Genomic DNA, 16,206 nt, shown 5'->3' on the forward strand with positions numbered 1-16,206 from the left:
TCAAACGCCTTGTTCGCGGGCCATGTGCCGGGCGATGCGTACGGCATCCCACAGCGCTGGCAGGATCACCAGCGACACCGGCACCGCGGTGATGACAATGAAGGACTGCAGGGCCGTCACGCCGCCCGCGCCAATGGTGATCAGCACCACCGCCGCCAGGCCCATGCCGACGGCCCAGAAACCACACAGCCATTTCTTCGGTTTATCGTTGCTGGACATCGCCAGCGCCACGGTGAAGGCCATGGCATCGCCATTGGTCGCCACCGAGATGAAGCTCAGGAACAGGAACAGTGCACTGATCAGGCCGCCCAGCGGCAGGTTCTGCGTCACCCCCAGCAGCAGGTCTTCGGGCTGCGCGCCATGGGCGGTGACGATGCCCGGTGTCTGCAGCTCCAGGCCGATGCCGGTACCACCGACCACGGTGAACCAGAACATGGTCACCAGCGGCGCGATGATCGACAGCGTCATGATGATCTCGCGGATGGTGCGGCCCCGCGAGATCCGCGCGACGTACAGTGCCACCATCGGTGCATAGCCGATGAACCAGCCCCAGTAGAACACCGTCCACCAGTCCAGCCACTTGGGGTCGGCGCGGAACAGCGTCATCGGGATGAAATGCTCCACATGCAGGGCGAACGCCGCCGGGAAGCCGCCGAGGATGAACAGCGTTGGGCCGAACACCACCATGAACAGCGCCAGGCCGATCATCAGCCAGACATTGATCTCGCTGACGAAGCGGATGCCCTTGAGCCCTACCAGGCAGGACACGGTGTACATCGCCGTGACCAACACGATGGTCAGCGACTGGGTGACGATATCGTTGGGCAGGCCCCACACTGCGTGCATGGCACTGCTGATCTGCAGGCCGAGGAAACCGATCGGGCCGATGGTGCCGGCAACCACGGCGATGATCGAGCTGGCGTCGGCCAGGGTACCGATCGGGCCCTTCAACGCTCGCTCGCCAAACAGCGGATAGAGCAGGGTACGCGGTGCCAGCGGCAGGCCCTTGTCGTAATGCAGGTGCATCAGCACGATGGCCAGCAGGCTGCCGAGCACCGCCCAGGCGAGAAAGCCCCAGTGCACGAAGGATTGCGCCAGTGCCGCGGTGGCTGCGGCCTCGCTGTGCGGTTGCAGCCCGGCGAACAAGGGCGGCGGGCTGGCAAAGTGCATCAGCGGTTCGGCCGCGGCCCAGAAGGCGCCGCCGCCTGCCAGCAGGGCGCACATGATCACCGCGATCCAGTTGAAGGTGCTGATGTCCGGGCGCTGGGCCACGCCGCCCAGGCGCACGCGCCCGCAGCGCGAGAAGCCGATGCCCAGGCTGACCGCGAAGGTCGCCAGCATCAGCACCTGCCAGTACAGGCCAAAGGCCTTGGTCGACCAGGCGAACAGGGTGTTGACCAGCGCCGACACCGTGTCGATGTCGATCAGCGCCGCCAGCAGGAAGGCGCCGAGGAAGCCGCCGCTGATCAGGAACAGCGGCCAGTCGATGTCCCGCGTCAGCGGCAGGCCCATGGCCTGGCCATCAGCCTGCAGGGTGGTTGGGTTTTTCATGAAGCCTCCGGAACCTGCGATTGTTGTTATTGTTGATGCTGTCCGTGCAAGGGGCTCAGGCCTGCGCCGTGGTGGCGGTCTCCAGCAGGCGCAACCAGTTCAGCCCCATGATGTTGGCCACGTCGGCCTCGGCAAAGCCACGGGCACGCAGGCCCTGGGCGATGTTGCCGAAGTCGCGGCTGTCGCGGAACCACTGCAGCGGTGCCGGCCAGTTGGCGTTGTCCTTGGAGCCTTCGCCGTAGTCCTTGTCCTTGCTCCAGCGGCCATTGCGCATCCATTCGAGCACCGCCAGCGGTTGTGCCTGGCACAGGTCGGTGCCGATGCCGATATGCTCCACGCCCATCAGGTCGGCGGTGCGCGCGACCATGTCGCAGAAGCTTTCCAGGCTGCAGTCCGACGCGCCCTTGAGGTGGAACGGGTAGGTGCTGAAGCCCAGCAGCCCGCCGGTTTCGGCGATGCCGCGCAGCACCGCATCGGACTTGTTGCGCTTGGCGGCGTGGAAGCTCGACGGGTTGGCGTGGGAAATGATCACTGGCCGGCTCGACAGCTCGATGGCTTCCAGGGTGCTGCGTTCGGCGCTGTGGGACATGTCGATGAGCATGCCGACCCGGTTCATTTCGGCGATCACCTGGCGGCCGAAGCGGCTGATGCCGTTGTCTTCGCGCTCGTAGCAACCGCTGGCCAGCAGGCTCTGGTTGTTGTAGGTGAGCTGCATGATGAATACCCCGAGCTGGCGGAAAACCTCCACCAGGGCAATGTCGTCCTCGATCGGCGAGCAGTTCTGGAAGCCGAAGAAGATCCCCACCCGGCCTTCCTCGTGGGCCAGGCGAATGTCGCTGGCCGTGCGCACCGGGCGGATCAGCTCGGGCCAGGTTTCGAAGCGGCGGTTCCACTCACCCAGGCGCGACAAGGTCTCGCGGGCGTTCTCGTGGTAGGCGATGGTGGCGTGCACCGCGCTCAGGCCACCGGCCTGCATTTGCTGGAATATTTCCGGGCTCCAGTTGGAGTACTGCAGGCCGTCGATCATCAAGAGGTCGTGCATGGCGCGTATTCCTTCAGGGCCGCAGGTAGGTGGTCTTGACCACGGTGTAGAAGTCGCGGGCGTACTGACCCTGTTCGCGGGGGCCGAAACTCGAGGCTTTGCGCCCGCCGAACGGTACGTGATAGTCGGTGCCGGCGGTGGGCAGGTTGACCATCACGCAGCCGGTCTGGGCACCGCGCTTGAAGGCGCTGGCGTGGCGCAGCGACTGGGTGATGATGCCGGCGGTCAGGCCGTATTCGGTGTCGTTGAGCGTGGCCAGTGCCTCGTCGAAGTCACTTACGCGGATCACGCAGGCGATCGGGCCGAATACTTCCTCGCGGTTGATGCGCATGTCGTTGCGGCTGTCGATGAACAGCGCCGGGCGCATGTAGTAGCCGTCGCTTTCCAGCTGCAAGCGTTCGCCGCCTTCGACCAGGGTGGCGCCTTCGTCCTGAGCCAGCTGCAGGTACGCCAGGTTCTGTTCAAGCTGGCGCGCATCGGCCACCGGGCCGATCTGCACGCCGGCCTCCAGAGCATGGCCGACCTTGAGCTGGCGCATGCGCAGGCGCAGGGCTTCGACGAAACGGTCGTGGATGCCTTCGCAGACGATCAGCCGTGACGAGGCCGTGCACTTCTGCCCGGTACCGAAGAAGGCGCCGTTGAGGGCGCATTCCACCGCCAGGTCGAGGTCGGCGTCGTCCATCACCACCAGGGCGTTCTTGCTGCCCATTTCCAGCTGGCAGCGCACCAGATTGCCCGCCGTGGCGACCGCGACGCGACGGCCGGTCTGCAACGAACCGGTAAAGGTCAGGGCGTCGATCTCGGCCGACTGCACCAGGGTTTCGCCGACGCTGGCGCCGCTGCCCATGACCAGGTTGAAGGTGCCGTTTGGCAGGCCCTGGCGGCTGATGATCTCGGTCAGTGCCCAGGCGCTGGCCGGCACCAGGTTGGCCGGCTTGAACACCACGGCGTTGCCGAACGCCAGCGCAGGGGCGATCTTCCAGGCGGCGGTGGCCATGGGGAAGTTCCACGGGGTGATGATGCCGACCACGCCCACCGGTTCGTGATGCACTTCGATGTCGATGCCGGGGCGCACCGACGCGGCGGTCTCGCCCATCTGGCGCAGCACTTCGGCGGCGTAGTAATGGAAGAACTGGCCACTGCGGGCGACCTCGCCGATGCCTTCGGCCAGCGGTTTGCCTTCTTCCCGGGAGAGCAGCTCACCGAGCTCCTGCTTGCGGGCGATCAGCTCGTCACCGATGGCCATCAGCACCTGCTGACGGGCTTCCAGACCGCTGGCGGCCCACTTCGGCTGGGCGGCGCGGGCTGCCTGGATGGCCTGGCGGGCTTGTTCGGCGCTGGCCTGGTGGTATTCGCCGATCAGGTCGCGGGTGTCCGAGGGGCTGTGGTTGCTCAGGGTGGCGTGGCCTACGCACCACTGGCCATCGATGTAGTTCTTGTAAGTGTTGAGTGACATGGATGAAAGCCTCTGTTTGCCTGGCGTTCATCTTGCGAGCAATATGCAGCAAATAAAAATTAATAAAAAAAATGCTTTGATAAGGAAAGCTAACCATGTTGCCCGAGCTGAAAATCGCCCAGCTGCGCTACTTCCTGCTGGTCGCTGAACTCAAGAGCTTCCACGCCGCCGCGCGCCGGGCGTTTCGCACCCAGCCGGCGATCTCGCTGGCGGTGCGCGAACTGGAGCAGAAGCTGGGCCAGGCGCTGGTCGAGAAGGGCGGCGGCCGTTTCGAGCTGACCCCGTTCGGCGAGCATTGCCTGCCGTTGTTCCGTGGCCTGATCGAGCACCACGACCGCATTGTCCGCGAGGCCACCTTGCTGGCCCGCCACGAGATCGGCCAGGTCAGCATCGCCACCGTGCCGTCGGTGGCCAGCCGCATGTTGCCCGGGCCATTGGCGCGCTTTGTCGCCGAGCACCCGAACGTGCAGGTCAGCATCCAGGACGGCACGGCCGAGCGTGTCCAGCAGTTGCTGGCCCAGGGGCAGGTGGACTTTGGCATCAGCAGCCTGTGGCAGGAGGACGATCAGCTGGATTTTTCCCCGATCGTCAATGATCAGGTGGGCGTGGTGTGCCGCGCCGACCATCCACTGGCGCAGGCCGGCGGTGCCCTGCACTGGTCGCAATTGCAGGGCGTGCCGATGGTGCGCAACGGTACCTCGCAGCTGCTGGCAGGCACCGATGCCGAGTGCTTGCTGGGGCATAGCCGGTTGTTCGTCTCCAACATGATCTCGTTGATCGCGATGCTGGAGGAGGGGGTAGGCATCAGCACCTTGCCGTACCTGGCGTTCCCACTGGAGAACGAAAAGCTGGCGTTCGTGCCGCTGATCGAACCTAAGGTCGAGCGGCACATCGGCATGCTGACGCGCAAGGGGCGCAGCTTGTCACCCGCAGCCGGGGCGCTGATGGCTTTTCTGCAGGTGCAGCTGGCTGCGCAGGATCAGCGGGCGTAGATCTGCTGGCCGGCAAACCAGGTCTGCAGCACTTGCGTATCGCGCAGCGATTCTGGATCGACACTGAGCACGTCGCGGTCGAGGACGATCATGTCGGCCTGCTTGCCGACCTTGAGCGAGCCGACTTGCTGCTCCAGGCGCATGGCCCGGGCGGCGTTGAGGGTATAGGCCTGGAACATCACTTGGCGGTCGATTGCTTCATCGGCATTGAGCACGCCTTTGGGGCCTTTGCGGCTGATGGCCTGGTAGATCGCCTTCCACGGTTCCGGGGTGGTGATCGGCCAGTCGCTGGCACCGGAAATGGTCGCGCCATTTTTCACTAGCGAGCGAGCCGGGAAGGTATGCAGGAAGGCCATTGCGTTCACGTATGGCTTGACCAGGTCCATGTTCGAGGCGTCGGCGCTGGCCCAGTACAGCTGCATGGCGGCAATCACGTCGAGCTGCTTGAAGCGGGCGTATTCCTTGGGGTTGACCATCTGCAGGTGGGTGATGGAGTGGGCGATGCCGCTGTTGCGCTGCCGCCGGGCCTGTTCGATGCCGTTGAGCGCTTCGCGCACGGCGCGGTCGCCGATGGCATGCACATGCACCAACCAGCCACGGGCATCGGCGGCGCTGACCAGCTCGCCAAAGTGCTGTGGGTCCAGCAGCAGCTCGCCGTGCTGGCCGGAGTTGCGATAGGGTTCGAGCATCGCCGCCGTCTGCGCTGGCGCCTCGGCGACACCGTCGGCGAACACCTTGATGCCCGGCAAGGTGAGGTTGTGCACGCCGAAAAATTGCTGGCGCACCTTGTCCAGCTGGTCCAGGTCCGCAGGACGGGCCTTGGAGTCGGCCATCAGCAGGGCGGCGATATGGGCAGTCAGCTCGCCGTGCTCGGAAAGCCGCTTATAGATGGGCAGCACGCCCAGCGAGTCGTTCTTCACATCGGCGCCCGGCCGCTCATTGGCCAGCGGGTCCATCCAGCCGGTGATGCCCAGCTGCTTGTAGTAGTCCAGGGCTCTGCGCCCGGCGCTCATCAGGGTCTCGTCGCTCAGTGGCGGCAGCAAGTCGGTGACCGGGTAGTAGCTGGCGTCGGCGAGAAAGCCGTTCGGCGTGCCGTCCGCGTGCTGGCCCAGGGTGTTGCGCGTTTCGGCGGGGAGGGCAGCGATGGTTTTTGCATCGATCCCGGCGCGCTTGAGCATGGCCTGATTGGCCCAGCCAGTGTGCATGTCGTTGGCGGCGAGGAGGATCGGCTGCTCGGCCCACTCACCGTGGTTGAAGCGCTGCTCCAGTGCGGCAATGTCATCCCAATAGGTGCCAGGCACGCCGCCGACGCTCAGGAACTCGCCACGCACGGCCTTGCCGTCGCTGCGCCACTGACGCAGGCGCTGTTCCAGCTCATCCAGTGATACCTGCTCGCCAGCGAGGTTGGCCAGCTCCAGTTGCAGGCCGCCTTTGATGGCGTGGGAGTGGGAATCGAGCATGCCCGGCATCAGCACCTTGCCGCCCAGGTCGATGACCAGGGTGCCTTCGCGCTTGAGGGATAACACGGCCTGGTCGGAGCCCACCGCGACGATTTTCTCGCCTTCGACCGCAACGGCCTGTTGCAGCGGTTGGCCAGGCTCGGCGGTGTAGACCTTGGCGTTATGCAGGATCACGTCCACCGCCGCGAAACCCGGCAGGGCGGTGCAGGCCAGGCCAGCGCTGATCGCCATCTTCAGCAGGTGCTTCATTTGGTGCCTCGTTGTTGTTGTGGTGGCAGCGCAGGCTAGCCAAGGTGCCAACGCGGTTAAAGGCACGGGCAGGCACAACTTTTTTCGCTCTGGGGAAATAATCCATAGCCTATGATTGCGCGCAGATGCTTACACCCGAACGTCGCCCTTTTCGTTTGTGCCTGACAGGAAGAAACCATGGACAAGATGATGGCCCTGACCATCTTCGTTGCGGCCGCCGAGCACGGCAGCTTCAGCCGTGCCGCCGAGCAACTGGGAAAGACGCCTTCGGCGATCACCAAAGCTGTCGCGCACCTGGAAAGCGAACTGGGCGTGCGCCTGTTCGAGCGCACCACCCGGCGCATGGCGCTGACCGAGGCCGGTAACCTGTACCTGGATGGCGCCCGGCAGGCGCTGATGCACCTGCAACGGGTGACTGAAGAGGTGGAGCAGCTGCAGCACGCGCTACGCGGCACTCTGCGCATCACCGCGCCGCCGTCGTTCGGCCCGGCGTTCCTCAATCAGGTGTGCTGCCGCTTCATGCGCGAGCACCCGCAGGTGCGCCTGGAGGTCAACCTCAACGATGCCAACGAAGACCTGATCGATGGCGGTTATGACCTGTCGCTGCGTGACGGCCCCACCGACCAGCCGGAACTGATTGCCCAGCCATTGATCGAGAACCGTGTGATGCTCTGCGCCAGCCCCACCTACCTGGACCACCACGGCGACGCGATCACCCTGGACAATTACGCCCAGCACGATTGGCTGCTGCTGCGCCACCCGCTGCTCAACCGCAGCTACTGGTGGATCGACCATGAGGGCCAGACCCTGCGCGTGCGCCAGCCGATGCCCAAGCTGGTGAGTGACAGTTTCGATTTCCTCCTGGCTTGCCTGCTTGATGGGCAGGGGCTGCAGTTCGTGCCGACCTGGAGTGTCGCGCCCTACCTGGCCAGCGGGCAGTTGGTGGAGGTGATGCCTGACTACTGGCGGGCCTTGAGCGCGTTCGGGCCGTGGGTCCATGTGCTGTACCTGCCGCATCGGCGCAATACCCGCAAGGTCCAGGCGTTCATCGCCATGCTGCATGAACACCTGCGCGGGCAGGGGGCACAGGTGGCGGGGCGCGGCTGAGTTTTTCCGCGCTGGCACAAAAGTTGTGCGGGTTGTGGCAATGATCGGTGAGAGAACGCTGGTTAGGCTTGCAGCAGTCACCTGACCACCGCGTATCAGGAGTTTCCCGCAGTGAAGATCCACACCCTCGTCACCGACATCCGCATACCTCTCGAGCGGGGCCGCCAGATCGGCGAACGCTTTGCCGAACAGATCCGTACCACCACCGCCCTGTACCTGGACTTCTTCCCACGGGTGGGGGGGTCGCTGGCCGAGGCACAGCGCATCGGCGAAAATAGCCTGGCCGCCCTGGAGGCCTGGAGCCCGAACCTGGCTGCCGAAGTGGTCGGTATGGCCGACGGCGCCGGGTTGCCACTGTGGCAGCTGGCGAGCCTCAACGCGCGTACCGAAGTGCTGGCCGCCCGTACCCGCCACAGTGAATGCTCCACCACCGTGCACGCCCCCCATGGGCCGCGAGCGCCGCAGACCCTGCAGACCTGGGACTGGCACGACAGCCTGTGCCCCCATGGCCTGATGTTGGCGCTGCAGAGCGAGCGTGGCATGCAGGTCAAGCTGTTCTGCGAGTTCGGCATGCTGGCCAAGCTGGGTGTCAACAGCGCAGGTGTGGGCCTGCATTTCAACATCCTTCACCACCGCAGCGACAACGACAGCGGCGGCGTGCCGGTGCACGCGATCGCCCGTCGCCTGTTGGAGGACGCCAGCAGTGTCGAAGAGGCCATCGAGCTGGCACGTTCGGCGCGGGTCAGTGCCTCGACGGTACTGACGGTGTTCTCCCGCCAGGACTGCAGCCCTCGTGCGGTCAGCATCGAGCTGAGCCCCGAGCGCACGGCGCTGGTGTTACCGCGTGAAGATGGCTGGCTGCTGCACACCAACCACTTCCTCGACCCTCAGCTGAGCCTGGGTGAGCAGGTCGCCGACCATGCCGACACCCTGTGCCGCCTGGGCCACCTGGAACAGGTGATCGGCCAGATGGGCAGCGCTGACCTGCGCGTCCGTGCCGAAGCCATGTGCGGTGCCGCAGGCGACCGCGCGCCGATCTGCTTCCACCCGGACATGGCCATGCCCGACACCGAACGTTGGGAAACCCTGCTCAGCGTCGGCATCGACACCGAACGTTGCCTACTGGAGTACGTGGCTGGCACGCCCGTGCACCTGGCCAGGACTGGCTTCCAAACCTTCTGAGCCACACCGGCTGCAGCTTGCCCAGGCCGGCTGCGCCCGCTGAACGAGAACAACAACAATGCATGCGCAACAGACTCAGCCTGCGTCATCCCGCTCCGCCTTCCGCACCTTTTGCGTCTCCGGCATGGGCACGGCGCTGGAATTCTACGACTTCATCATCTACGGGACCGCCGCCGCGCTGGTGTTTCCCCAGGTGTTCTTCCCGCAGATGGATCACCTGACCGCCACCCTGGTGGCGTTCAGCGCTTTTGGTGCGGGCTTTTTTGCCCGCCCGCTAGGGGGCCTGGTGTTCGGCCACTTCGGTGACCGCATCGGCCGCCAGAAGGTGCTGGTCACCACCTTGCTGCTCATGGGCCTGAGTACTTTTCTCATCGGCTGCCTGCCTGGCCATGCCAGCATCGGCGTGGCGGCACCGATCCTGCTGGTGCTGCTGCGCCTGATCCAGGGCTTTGCCGCCGGCGGCGAGTGGGGCGGTGCCGCGTTGTTCGGCATCGAGTCGGCGCCGCCTGGGCGGCGTGGCCTGTGGGGTAGCTTCACCAGCATGGGTATCGGTGTCGGCGGCATTCTCGGGGCTGCAGTGTTCGCCATTGTCAGTGCGGCCTTCAACGACAACCTGGTCGATTTTGCCTGGCGCATTCCGTTCTGGCTGGGAGGCACCTTGGTGCTGATTGGCCTGTACGCACGATTGAAGGCGCCCGCTCCCGCCATCATGCCTGAGGCCAGACCTGCGCGTGCACCGCTGGCCGATGCCCTGCGCCGGCGCCCAAGGCAGCTGTTGCTGTGCACCGGGGTCGCCTTCGGCTACTGCACCATCGCCTATATCGGCAGCACCTTCTTCCTCACCTACGCCACGCAGGTCGGTTTCGGCAGTACCCAGGCGCTGATGTTCGACCTGGCGCTGTCAGTGGCCATCGTGTTTTCTGCGCCGCTGTTCGGCCACCTGTCGGACCGCCTGGGCCGGCGTGTGGTGATGGGTTTCGGTGCAGTGATCATGGCCATGGGGTTGTTCGCGTTCTTCTCGCTGGTGGGCATGAAGAGCTTCGCCATCGCCTTGTTCGCTTATTGCCTGACCGGCCTGCTGATGGGCGCGACCCAGGGCCCAATCCCGGCCTTGCTCGGCGAGCAGTTCCCACGCAGCATGCGCTACTCGGGGATTTCGGCCTGTTATCAGATCGGCGCGGCGTTGGGCGGCGGTACGGCTTCGAGCATCGCCACGGCGATCCTGATCCTGACCGACCACAACCCGCTGGGCGTGGCGTTGTATGGGGCAGCGGCGCTGGCGCTGGTTGCGGTGTGCTCGCTGATGCTACGGGAGACTTCGCGCTTGAGCATGGCGCAGATCGATGAAGAGGATGCCAGCGGCGCTGCGGTTGAACGTTGCCAAGGGCCAGCGCTCATACATGCAAAGGGCACAGCGAGGAGTGTCACCCATGAGCATCGAACGCAGCATCCCCGAGCTTGAGGCCTGGTACGCCCAGTACGATGACATCAGCTACCGCCGCGAGTCGCCGGACGCCTACCACCATGAACTGGTGCGCACCGCCGAGGCCCTGCGCGACGATGGCGCGATCGACTGGGACGACTGGCTGGCGCTGAAGGCGCTGGCTGACGAGGCCCATGTCGGAGCCTTGGAAGACGCCGTGCAGGCCCACGTCAGCGACCCCGACGCATGAAAGCGCTGAAGATCGCCACGTTCAACATCAACGGCATTCGCAGCCGCCTGCCGGCGCTGCTGGCCTGGCTGGAACGGGAGCAGCCGGACATCGCCTGCCTGCAGGAACTCAAGGCGCCCGACGCGCAGTTCCCGCGCCAGGAACTGGAGGCGGCCGGTTATGGCTGCCTGTACCAGGGGCAGCCATCGTGGAACGGCGTGGCGATCCTGGCGCGTGGCAGCGAACCGCTGGAGGTACGTCGCGGCTTGCCTGGCATGGAGGACGACAGCCAGAGCCGCTATCTGGAAGCCGCTGCGCATGGCGTGCTGGTGGCGTGCCTGTACCTGCCGAACGGCAACCCGCAGCCCGGGCCGAAGTTCGATTACAAGCTGCGCTGGTTCCAGTGCCTCATCGAGCATGCCAAGGCACTGTATGGCAGCGGCCACCCGACGCTGTTGGCAGGCGATTTCAACGTGGTGCCTACCGACATGGACATTTACAACCCTCGCTCATGGCTGAAGGACGCGCTGCTGCAACCCGAGTCGCGGGCATGTTTCCAGCAGCTGCTGGAGCAGGGCTGGGTCGATGCCATTCGCCACCTGCACCCCGACGAGCGCGTGTACACCTTCTGGGATTACTTCCGTAATCACTGGGCGCGCAATGCCGGGTTGCGTATCGACCACCTGCTGCTCAACCCGGACCTTGCCCCTTACCTGAAGCGGGCGGGTGTCGACGCCTGGGTGCGCAATGAAGCCAAGGCCAGTGACCACGCGCCGGTGTGGGTCGAACTGGCGGCGCGCAGGAAGGCATGAGCCCTTTCAAGTTGCACTGGCATAACCGAATATCAGGCAATTGACTGCCAGCGGTGCATAACTCAGAACCCTGGGGTGATCTGGCCCTTGTAGCGGGTCAGGATGAAGTTGCGCACTTCGGGCGAGTTGAGCGCCTTGGCCAGTTTCTGGATGCCCGGGTCCTGCAGGTTGTCGGGGCGGGCGACCAGGTATTCCACGTACAGGTCCTTGCCTTTCTCGACGATCAGCGCGCTGTTGGTATCGATGCCGGCCTCCAGTGCGTAGTTGGCGAAGACGAAGGCCAGGTCCACCTGCTTGACCGAGCGGGCCAGCATGGCGCCTTCCAGCTCGCGGATCTTCAGGTGGCGCGGGTTGTCGGTGATGTCGCGCTGGGTGGACTGCGGGTTGCCCGGGTCCTTGAGTTTGAGCAACCCGGCCTCGGCCAGCAGCACCAGGGCGCGGCCGGTATTCACCGGGTCGTTGGGGATGGCCACGCTGGCGCCCTCGGGCAGCTCGGCCAGGGTCTTGTACCGGGCTGAATAGGCACCGAACGGCTCGATGTGCACGCCCACCACCGGTACCAGGTTGGTGTGCCGGGTCTGGTTGAAGTCGTTGAGGAACGGCCGGTACTGGTAGTAGTTGGCATCCAGGTGTTTCTGCGCCAGTTGCAGGTTGGGCTGGATGAAGTCGTTGAACACCTTGATGTCCAGGTCCACGCCTTCCTTGGCCAGGGCCGGTTTGACGAATTCGAGGATCTCGGCGTGGGGTACCGGGGTGGCACCGACCACCAGGTGTTCGGCGGCCTGGGCGCTGAAAGCGATGAAGGTGGCGAGGGCAGTGAGGGTCTTTTTCATGAGGGGATACCTTGCAGGAGTCAGCGTCGGGTGAAATGTCTTACCAGGCGGTCGCCGCTCATCTGCAGCACCTGCACCAGCAGGATCAGCAGCAGCACGGTGACCACCATCACATCGGTCTGGAAGCGCTGGTAGCCGAAGCGGATCGCCAGGTCGCCGAGGCCGCCACCACCGATCACGCCCGCCATGGCGGTGTAGTCGACCAGCACGATGGCGGTGACCGTGACGGCCGCGAGCAGCCCGGTGAGGGCTTCGGGCAGCAGGGTGTAGCGGATGATCTGGGTAAGGCTGGCGCCCATGGCCTGGGTGGCTTCCACCACGCCGTGGTCGACCTCGCGCAGGGCGGTTTCCACAAGACGCGCGAAGAACGGCGTGCAACCCACCACCAGTGGCGGGATGGTGCCCTTGACCCCGAGGGAGGTGCCGGTCAGCAGCGTGGTCAGCGGGATCAGCACGATCAGCAGGATGATGAACGGCAGCGAACGCAGCACGTTGACCACCACGGAAAGGGCTCGGTAAAGCGGCCCGTTGGCCAGCAACTGGCGTTGCCCGGTGAGATACAGCAACACCCCCAGTGGCAGGCCGAACAGCACGGTGAAGCCCAGTGCCGCGCCCAACATGCTCAGGGTATCGAGGCACGCCTGGGCGATTTCGGCCCAGTCGAGGTGGCTCAGCAGTTCGTTCATGGGCGTGCCTCGCGGCGCAGTACGGCCGCCGGGTGCGTGCCTGCCAGGCGGTCGCCGCGACCGAACAGCTTGTTACGCAAGGTGCCGGGTTCATAGGCACGCTTGAACAGCCCCCGCGCCTGCAGCTCCGGTACCAACAGGTCGACCACCGCCTCGAAGGTTTCCGGGGCGACCACGCTGGCCAGGTTGAAGCCGTCTACACCGGTTTCATCTACCCATTCCTGCAATTGATCGGCGACGGTGCGGGCCGAGCCCACCAGCACTGGGCCGTCACCGCCGATGGCGCAGTAGTCGGCAATTTCGGCAGTGGTCCAGGTGCGTGTCGGGTCAGCGCGGGTGAAGGCTTCCACGGCCGACTGAATGGCTTCGCTGGGCACTTCGCGCAGCACCTGGCCGGGTGCGTACTCGGCGAAATCAATGCCGGTCCAGCCGGACATCAAGGTCAAGGCGCCACTGGTGCTGGCGTACTGGCGGTATTCGTCGAGCAGGGCCAACGCCTGCTGATCGGTGGGTGCGACGATGACCGTCAGTTGCTCGAGAATCTGCACATCGTCCGGCGCACGGCCGGCAGCAGCCACGGCCGCGCGCAGCTCCGCCACCTGCTTTTTCAGCACCACCTTGCTTGGCGCGGCGACGAACACGCACTCGGCGTTGGCGGCGGCGAACGCGCGCCCGCGGCTGGAGGCGCCGGCCTGATAGATCACCGGGGAACGCTGCGGCGAAGGTTCGCTCAGGTGAAAACCCGGCACCTTGAACCAGCTGCCCTGGTGGTCGATAGCATGGACCTTGCGCGGGTCGGCATACACACCGGTTGCCCGGTCGGCCTGCACCGCATCGTCTTCCCAGCTGGTTTCCCAGAGCTTGTAGCAGACCTGCAGGTACTCCTCGGCCAGGGCATAGCGCTGGTCGTGGCTGAGCGGGGGCTGGCCGAGGTTGCGCACGCCGCTGGCAAGGTACGAAGTGACGATGTTCCAGCCAGCGCGACCCTGGGTCAGGTGATCGAGGGTACTCATGCGCCGGGCAAACGGGTAGGGGTGTTCGAACGATACCGACGCGGTCACGCCGAACCCCAGGTGGCGGGTGGCAGCCGCCATGGCGGGTACCAGCTGCAACGGGTCGTTGACCGGCACCTGGGCGGCGTTGCGCAGGGCCGCGTCGGCATTGCCGCCATATACGTCATAGACGCCCAGCACATCGGCGATGAACAGGCCGTCGATGCAGCCACGCTCCAGGGTCCTGGCCAGCTCTACCCAGTAGTGGATATCGGTGTAGCGGGTGGCCTGGTCCCGCGGGTGGCGCCACAGCCCGGGCGAAAGGTGGCCGACGGTGTTCATGGCAAAGGCATTGAGGCGGATCTGCTTGGTCATGGTCGGGCAGCCTCAGTTCCAGTCATGGCGGGCAGGCTTGATGCCGTTCAACGCCCAGTTGCCGACCAGGTGATATTTCCAGCGCACCGGGTCGTGCAGGGTGTGCACCCGGGCGTTGCGCCAATGCCGGTCGAAGTTGTGCCGGGTCAGCGACGAGCGCGTGCCGCCCAGTTCGAACAGGCGGTTGCTGGCCTCGATGGCCACCTCGGTGGTGAGCACCTTGGCCTTGGCCACGGCCACCGAGGCCAGGGCCACGTTGTCTTCATCCGGTGCCGGTCTGGCGGCATCCAGCGCCAGGCCTGCACGTTCGAGCAGCGCCTCGGCCGCTTCCTGGCGGATCTCCAGTGAACCGACCTGGATGATGGTCAGCGGGTCTTCACTGGCCTTTTCAACCTTGGCATCGATCCATGGGCGAGCGTGCTCGCGCACGAAAGCGATGGTGTCATCCAGCGCGGCGCGGCCGATGCCGGCATCGATGGCGGCGGTGGTCAGCTGGGCGAAGGGGCCGGCCAGGGTCGGGCTTTCGTAGGAGCGGTAGCTGGGAAACAGATTGAACGGCGGAACCCGCAGGCCATCGAGCAGCACCGTACCGCTGGAGGTGGTGCGCTGGCCCATGCTGCTCCAGTCGTCGACGATCACCAGGCCAGGCGTGCCGCGTTCGACAAATGCCAGCTGCGCACGGTCCTGCTCATCCAGCGCCAGCACCCCGATCCAGTGAGCATACAAGGAGCCGGTGCAATAGCCTTTGCGCCCATCGATGCGATAGCCGTCGCCTTCGGTAACCAGGCGTGTGCGGATGTCCTGCACGGTCTTGCCACCGGTTTCCGACAGGGCATTGGCAAAGCGATGGCCCTGCAGCACCAGGCTGAAGAAGTGGCTCTGCTGCTCGGGCGTACCTTGCAGGCGGATATCTTCGAGCAGGCAATAGTGGTTCTGCGGGATCTGCCCCAGCGAAGGGTCGGCGGCGGAGATGATGGCGATCACCCGGGCGAGGGTGGCGTACGAGACCTGCGCTCCGCCATGTGCCCGGGGCACGGTGATGCCCCAGAGCCCGCTGTTGGAGAAGGCGTCGACAATGTCTGCCGGCACTTCCCGCTGTCGATCGCGTTCGGCTGCGCCTTCGCGCAACAGGGCGGCGACCTGGTAGGCGACGGTGATCGCTTCGGCGTCGTCGCGGATGATGTGTGCCGCGGGAGGGCGGATTTCGTAGGCAGCAGAGAGTATTTCGCTAGGCATGGACAACTCGGTGTGTAGTCGGACGACTTCACATTGCAGCTGTTGTGCCAGCCCGCAGGGGCCCAGAAAATCCGGGCGTTTGAGCCGAGTGGCGCTGAGTCGGCCTGTGTAATTGCATGGACAGTTGTTGCCGAGGTGTTTGCCTGGCAACAGCGTCATGCTTCTAGTGCGTCAGGCTCACGTGCGCAGCGCTTGCACCAACTCTGCCTTGGTCATGCTCGAACGGCCCTTGATGCCCTTGCTGCGCGCCTCCTTGAGCAGGCTTTCCTTGGTCTGGCTTTCCAGCGACCTGCTCGATGTCCGGCCATGGCCTTCGCGCGTCTTGGCTGCGCGCTTGGCCGAATCCGAACGGGCGGTCTTCTTCTCGCCAGCAGACGTCTTGCTACCCGAACCGCCTGACTTCTCGCCACCACCGGACTGCTTGTTGACGGTGGCCCAGGCGCGCGCCTCGGCCTCGTCTTTCGAAACGCCCTTGTGCTCGTAGTTCTCTTCTATGTGCTCGGCCTTGCGTTTCTGCTTGTCGGTGTATTTGTCCTTGTCGCCGCGTGGCATGGCAATCCCTCCTGCGTGGTGTGCCTGAA

At 65.1% G+C, this 16,206-nt stretch carries 15 protein-coding genes; 6 read left to right on the plus strand and 9 right to left on the minus strand.

Annotated elements, in window-relative coordinates; all coding sequences use genetic code 11:
- Genes BGP85_RS02650 through BGP85_RS02660 form a run of 3 tightly spaced genes read right to left on the minus strand, consistent with a single transcriptional unit; the run spans position 1 to position 4,049 of the window.
- Entirely contained in the window at positions 1–1,551 is a 1,551-nt protein-coding gene (locus BGP85_RS02650) for a BCCT family transporter (protein ID WP_103447812.1), read from the minus strand.
- Positions 1,552–1,606: 55 nt separating this feature from the next.
- The gene (locus BGP85_RS02655; RefSeq protein ID WP_103447811.1) at positions 1,607–2,593 is read right to left on the minus strand and encodes a dipeptidase; all 987 of its coding nucleotides are present in this window, start codon (positions 2,591–2,593) and stop codon (positions 1,607–1,609) included.
- A 13-nt stretch (positions 2,594–2,606) separates the two neighbouring features.
- Complete coding sequence (locus tag BGP85_RS02660) at positions 2,607–4,049, minus strand: aldehyde dehydrogenase family protein (protein ID WP_103447810.1); 1,443 nt, start codon at positions 4,047–4,049, stop codon at positions 2,607–2,609.
- Positions 4,050–4,144: 95 nt separating this feature from the next.
- On the opposite strand from BGP85_RS02660, the gene BGP85_RS02665 reads away from it, so the two are divergent.
- Positions 4,145–5,041 (plus strand): LysR substrate-binding domain-containing protein, encoded by an 897-nt coding sequence (locus tag BGP85_RS02665; RefSeq protein ID WP_103447809.1) that lies wholly within the window; start codon positions 4,145–4,147, stop codon positions 5,039–5,041.
- Here the strand turns inward: BGP85_RS02665 and BGP85_RS02670 are convergent.
- Positions 5,029–6,750 carry an amidohydrolase gene (locus BGP85_RS02670; RefSeq protein WP_103447808.1) on the minus strand — a complete coding sequence of 574 codons (1,722 nt, stop codon included), beginning with the start codon at positions 6,748–6,750 and terminating at the stop codon, positions 5,029–5,031. The genes BGP85_RS02665 and BGP85_RS02670 overlap by 13 nt on opposite strands.
- Before the next feature lie 177 nt (positions 6,751–6,927).
- On the opposite strand from BGP85_RS02670, the gene BGP85_RS02675 reads away from it, so the two are divergent.
- The 5 genes from BGP85_RS02675 to xth all read left to right on the plus strand — a co-directional run bounded on the left by BGP85_RS02675 (position 6,928) and on the right by xth (position 11,503).
- Entirely contained in the window at positions 6,928–7,857 is a 930-nt protein-coding gene (locus tag BGP85_RS02675; RefSeq protein WP_103447807.1) for a LysR family transcriptional regulator, read from the plus strand.
- Positions 7,858–7,968: 111 nt separating this feature from the next.
- The gene (locus BGP85_RS02680; protein WP_103447806.1) at positions 7,969–9,039 is read left to right on the plus strand and encodes a C45 family autoproteolytic acyltransferase/hydolase; all 1,071 of its coding nucleotides are present in this window, start codon (positions 7,969–7,971) and stop codon (positions 9,037–9,039) included.
- A 58-nt stretch (positions 9,040–9,097) separates the two neighbouring features.
- On the plus strand, positions 9,098–10,501 hold the full coding sequence (locus tag BGP85_RS02685; protein ID WP_103447805.1) for an MFS transporter: 1,404 nt from the start codon (positions 9,098–9,100) through the stop codon (positions 10,499–10,501).
- Positions 10,470–10,712, plus strand: coding sequence for a hypothetical protein (locus BGP85_RS02690; RefSeq protein ID WP_103447804.1), 243 nt, complete (start codon positions 10,470–10,472; stop codon positions 10,710–10,712). Before BGP85_RS02685 ends, BGP85_RS02690 begins: the two co-directional genes overlap by 32 nt.
- Entirely contained in the window at positions 10,709–11,503 is a 795-nt protein-coding gene (gene xth, locus BGP85_RS02695) for an exodeoxyribonuclease III (RefSeq protein ID WP_103447803.1), read from the plus strand. The genes BGP85_RS02690 and xth overlap by 4 nt, the downstream gene beginning before the upstream one ends.
- A 62-nt stretch (positions 11,504–11,565) precedes the next feature.
- Here the strand turns inward: xth and BGP85_RS02700 are convergent, their stop codons facing one another.
- The 5 genes from BGP85_RS02700 to BGP85_RS02720 form a co-directional block, all read right to left on the minus strand.
- Complete coding sequence (locus BGP85_RS02700) at positions 11,566–12,336, minus strand: MetQ/NlpA family ABC transporter substrate-binding protein (protein WP_103447802.1); 771 nt, start codon at positions 12,334–12,336, stop codon at positions 11,566–11,568.
- 20 nt (positions 12,337–12,356) lie between these two features.
- Positions 12,357–13,022 (minus strand): methionine ABC transporter permease, encoded by a 666-nt coding sequence (locus BGP85_RS02705; protein ID WP_103447801.1) that lies wholly within the window; start codon positions 13,020–13,022, stop codon positions 12,357–12,359.
- Positions 13,019–14,389 (minus strand): LLM class flavin-dependent oxidoreductase, encoded by a 1,371-nt coding sequence (locus tag BGP85_RS02710; protein ID WP_103447800.1) that lies wholly within the window; start codon positions 14,387–14,389, stop codon positions 13,019–13,021. Before BGP85_RS02710 ends, BGP85_RS02705 begins: the two co-directional genes overlap by 4 nt.
- A 12-nt stretch (positions 14,390–14,401) precedes the next feature.
- Positions 14,402–15,625 carry an SfnB family sulfur acquisition oxidoreductase gene (locus BGP85_RS02715; protein ID WP_103447799.1) on the minus strand — a complete coding sequence of 408 codons (1,224 nt, stop codon included), beginning with the start codon at positions 15,623–15,625 and terminating at the stop codon, positions 14,402–14,404.
- A gap of 177 nt (positions 15,626–15,802) precedes the next feature.
- Positions 15,803–16,177: a termination factor Rho gene (locus tag BGP85_RS02720; RefSeq protein ID WP_103447798.1), complete on the minus strand. Its 375-nt coding sequence runs from the start codon at positions 16,175–16,177 to the stop codon at positions 15,803–15,805.
- Between the last annotated feature and the right edge of the window lie 29 nt (positions 16,178–16,206).

This window comes from Pseudomonas putida (assembly GCF_002906855.1).
In the GTDB taxonomy this organism is placed as follows: domain Bacteria; phylum Pseudomonadota; class Gammaproteobacteria; order Pseudomonadales; family Pseudomonadaceae; genus Aquipseudomonas; species Aquipseudomonas putida_N.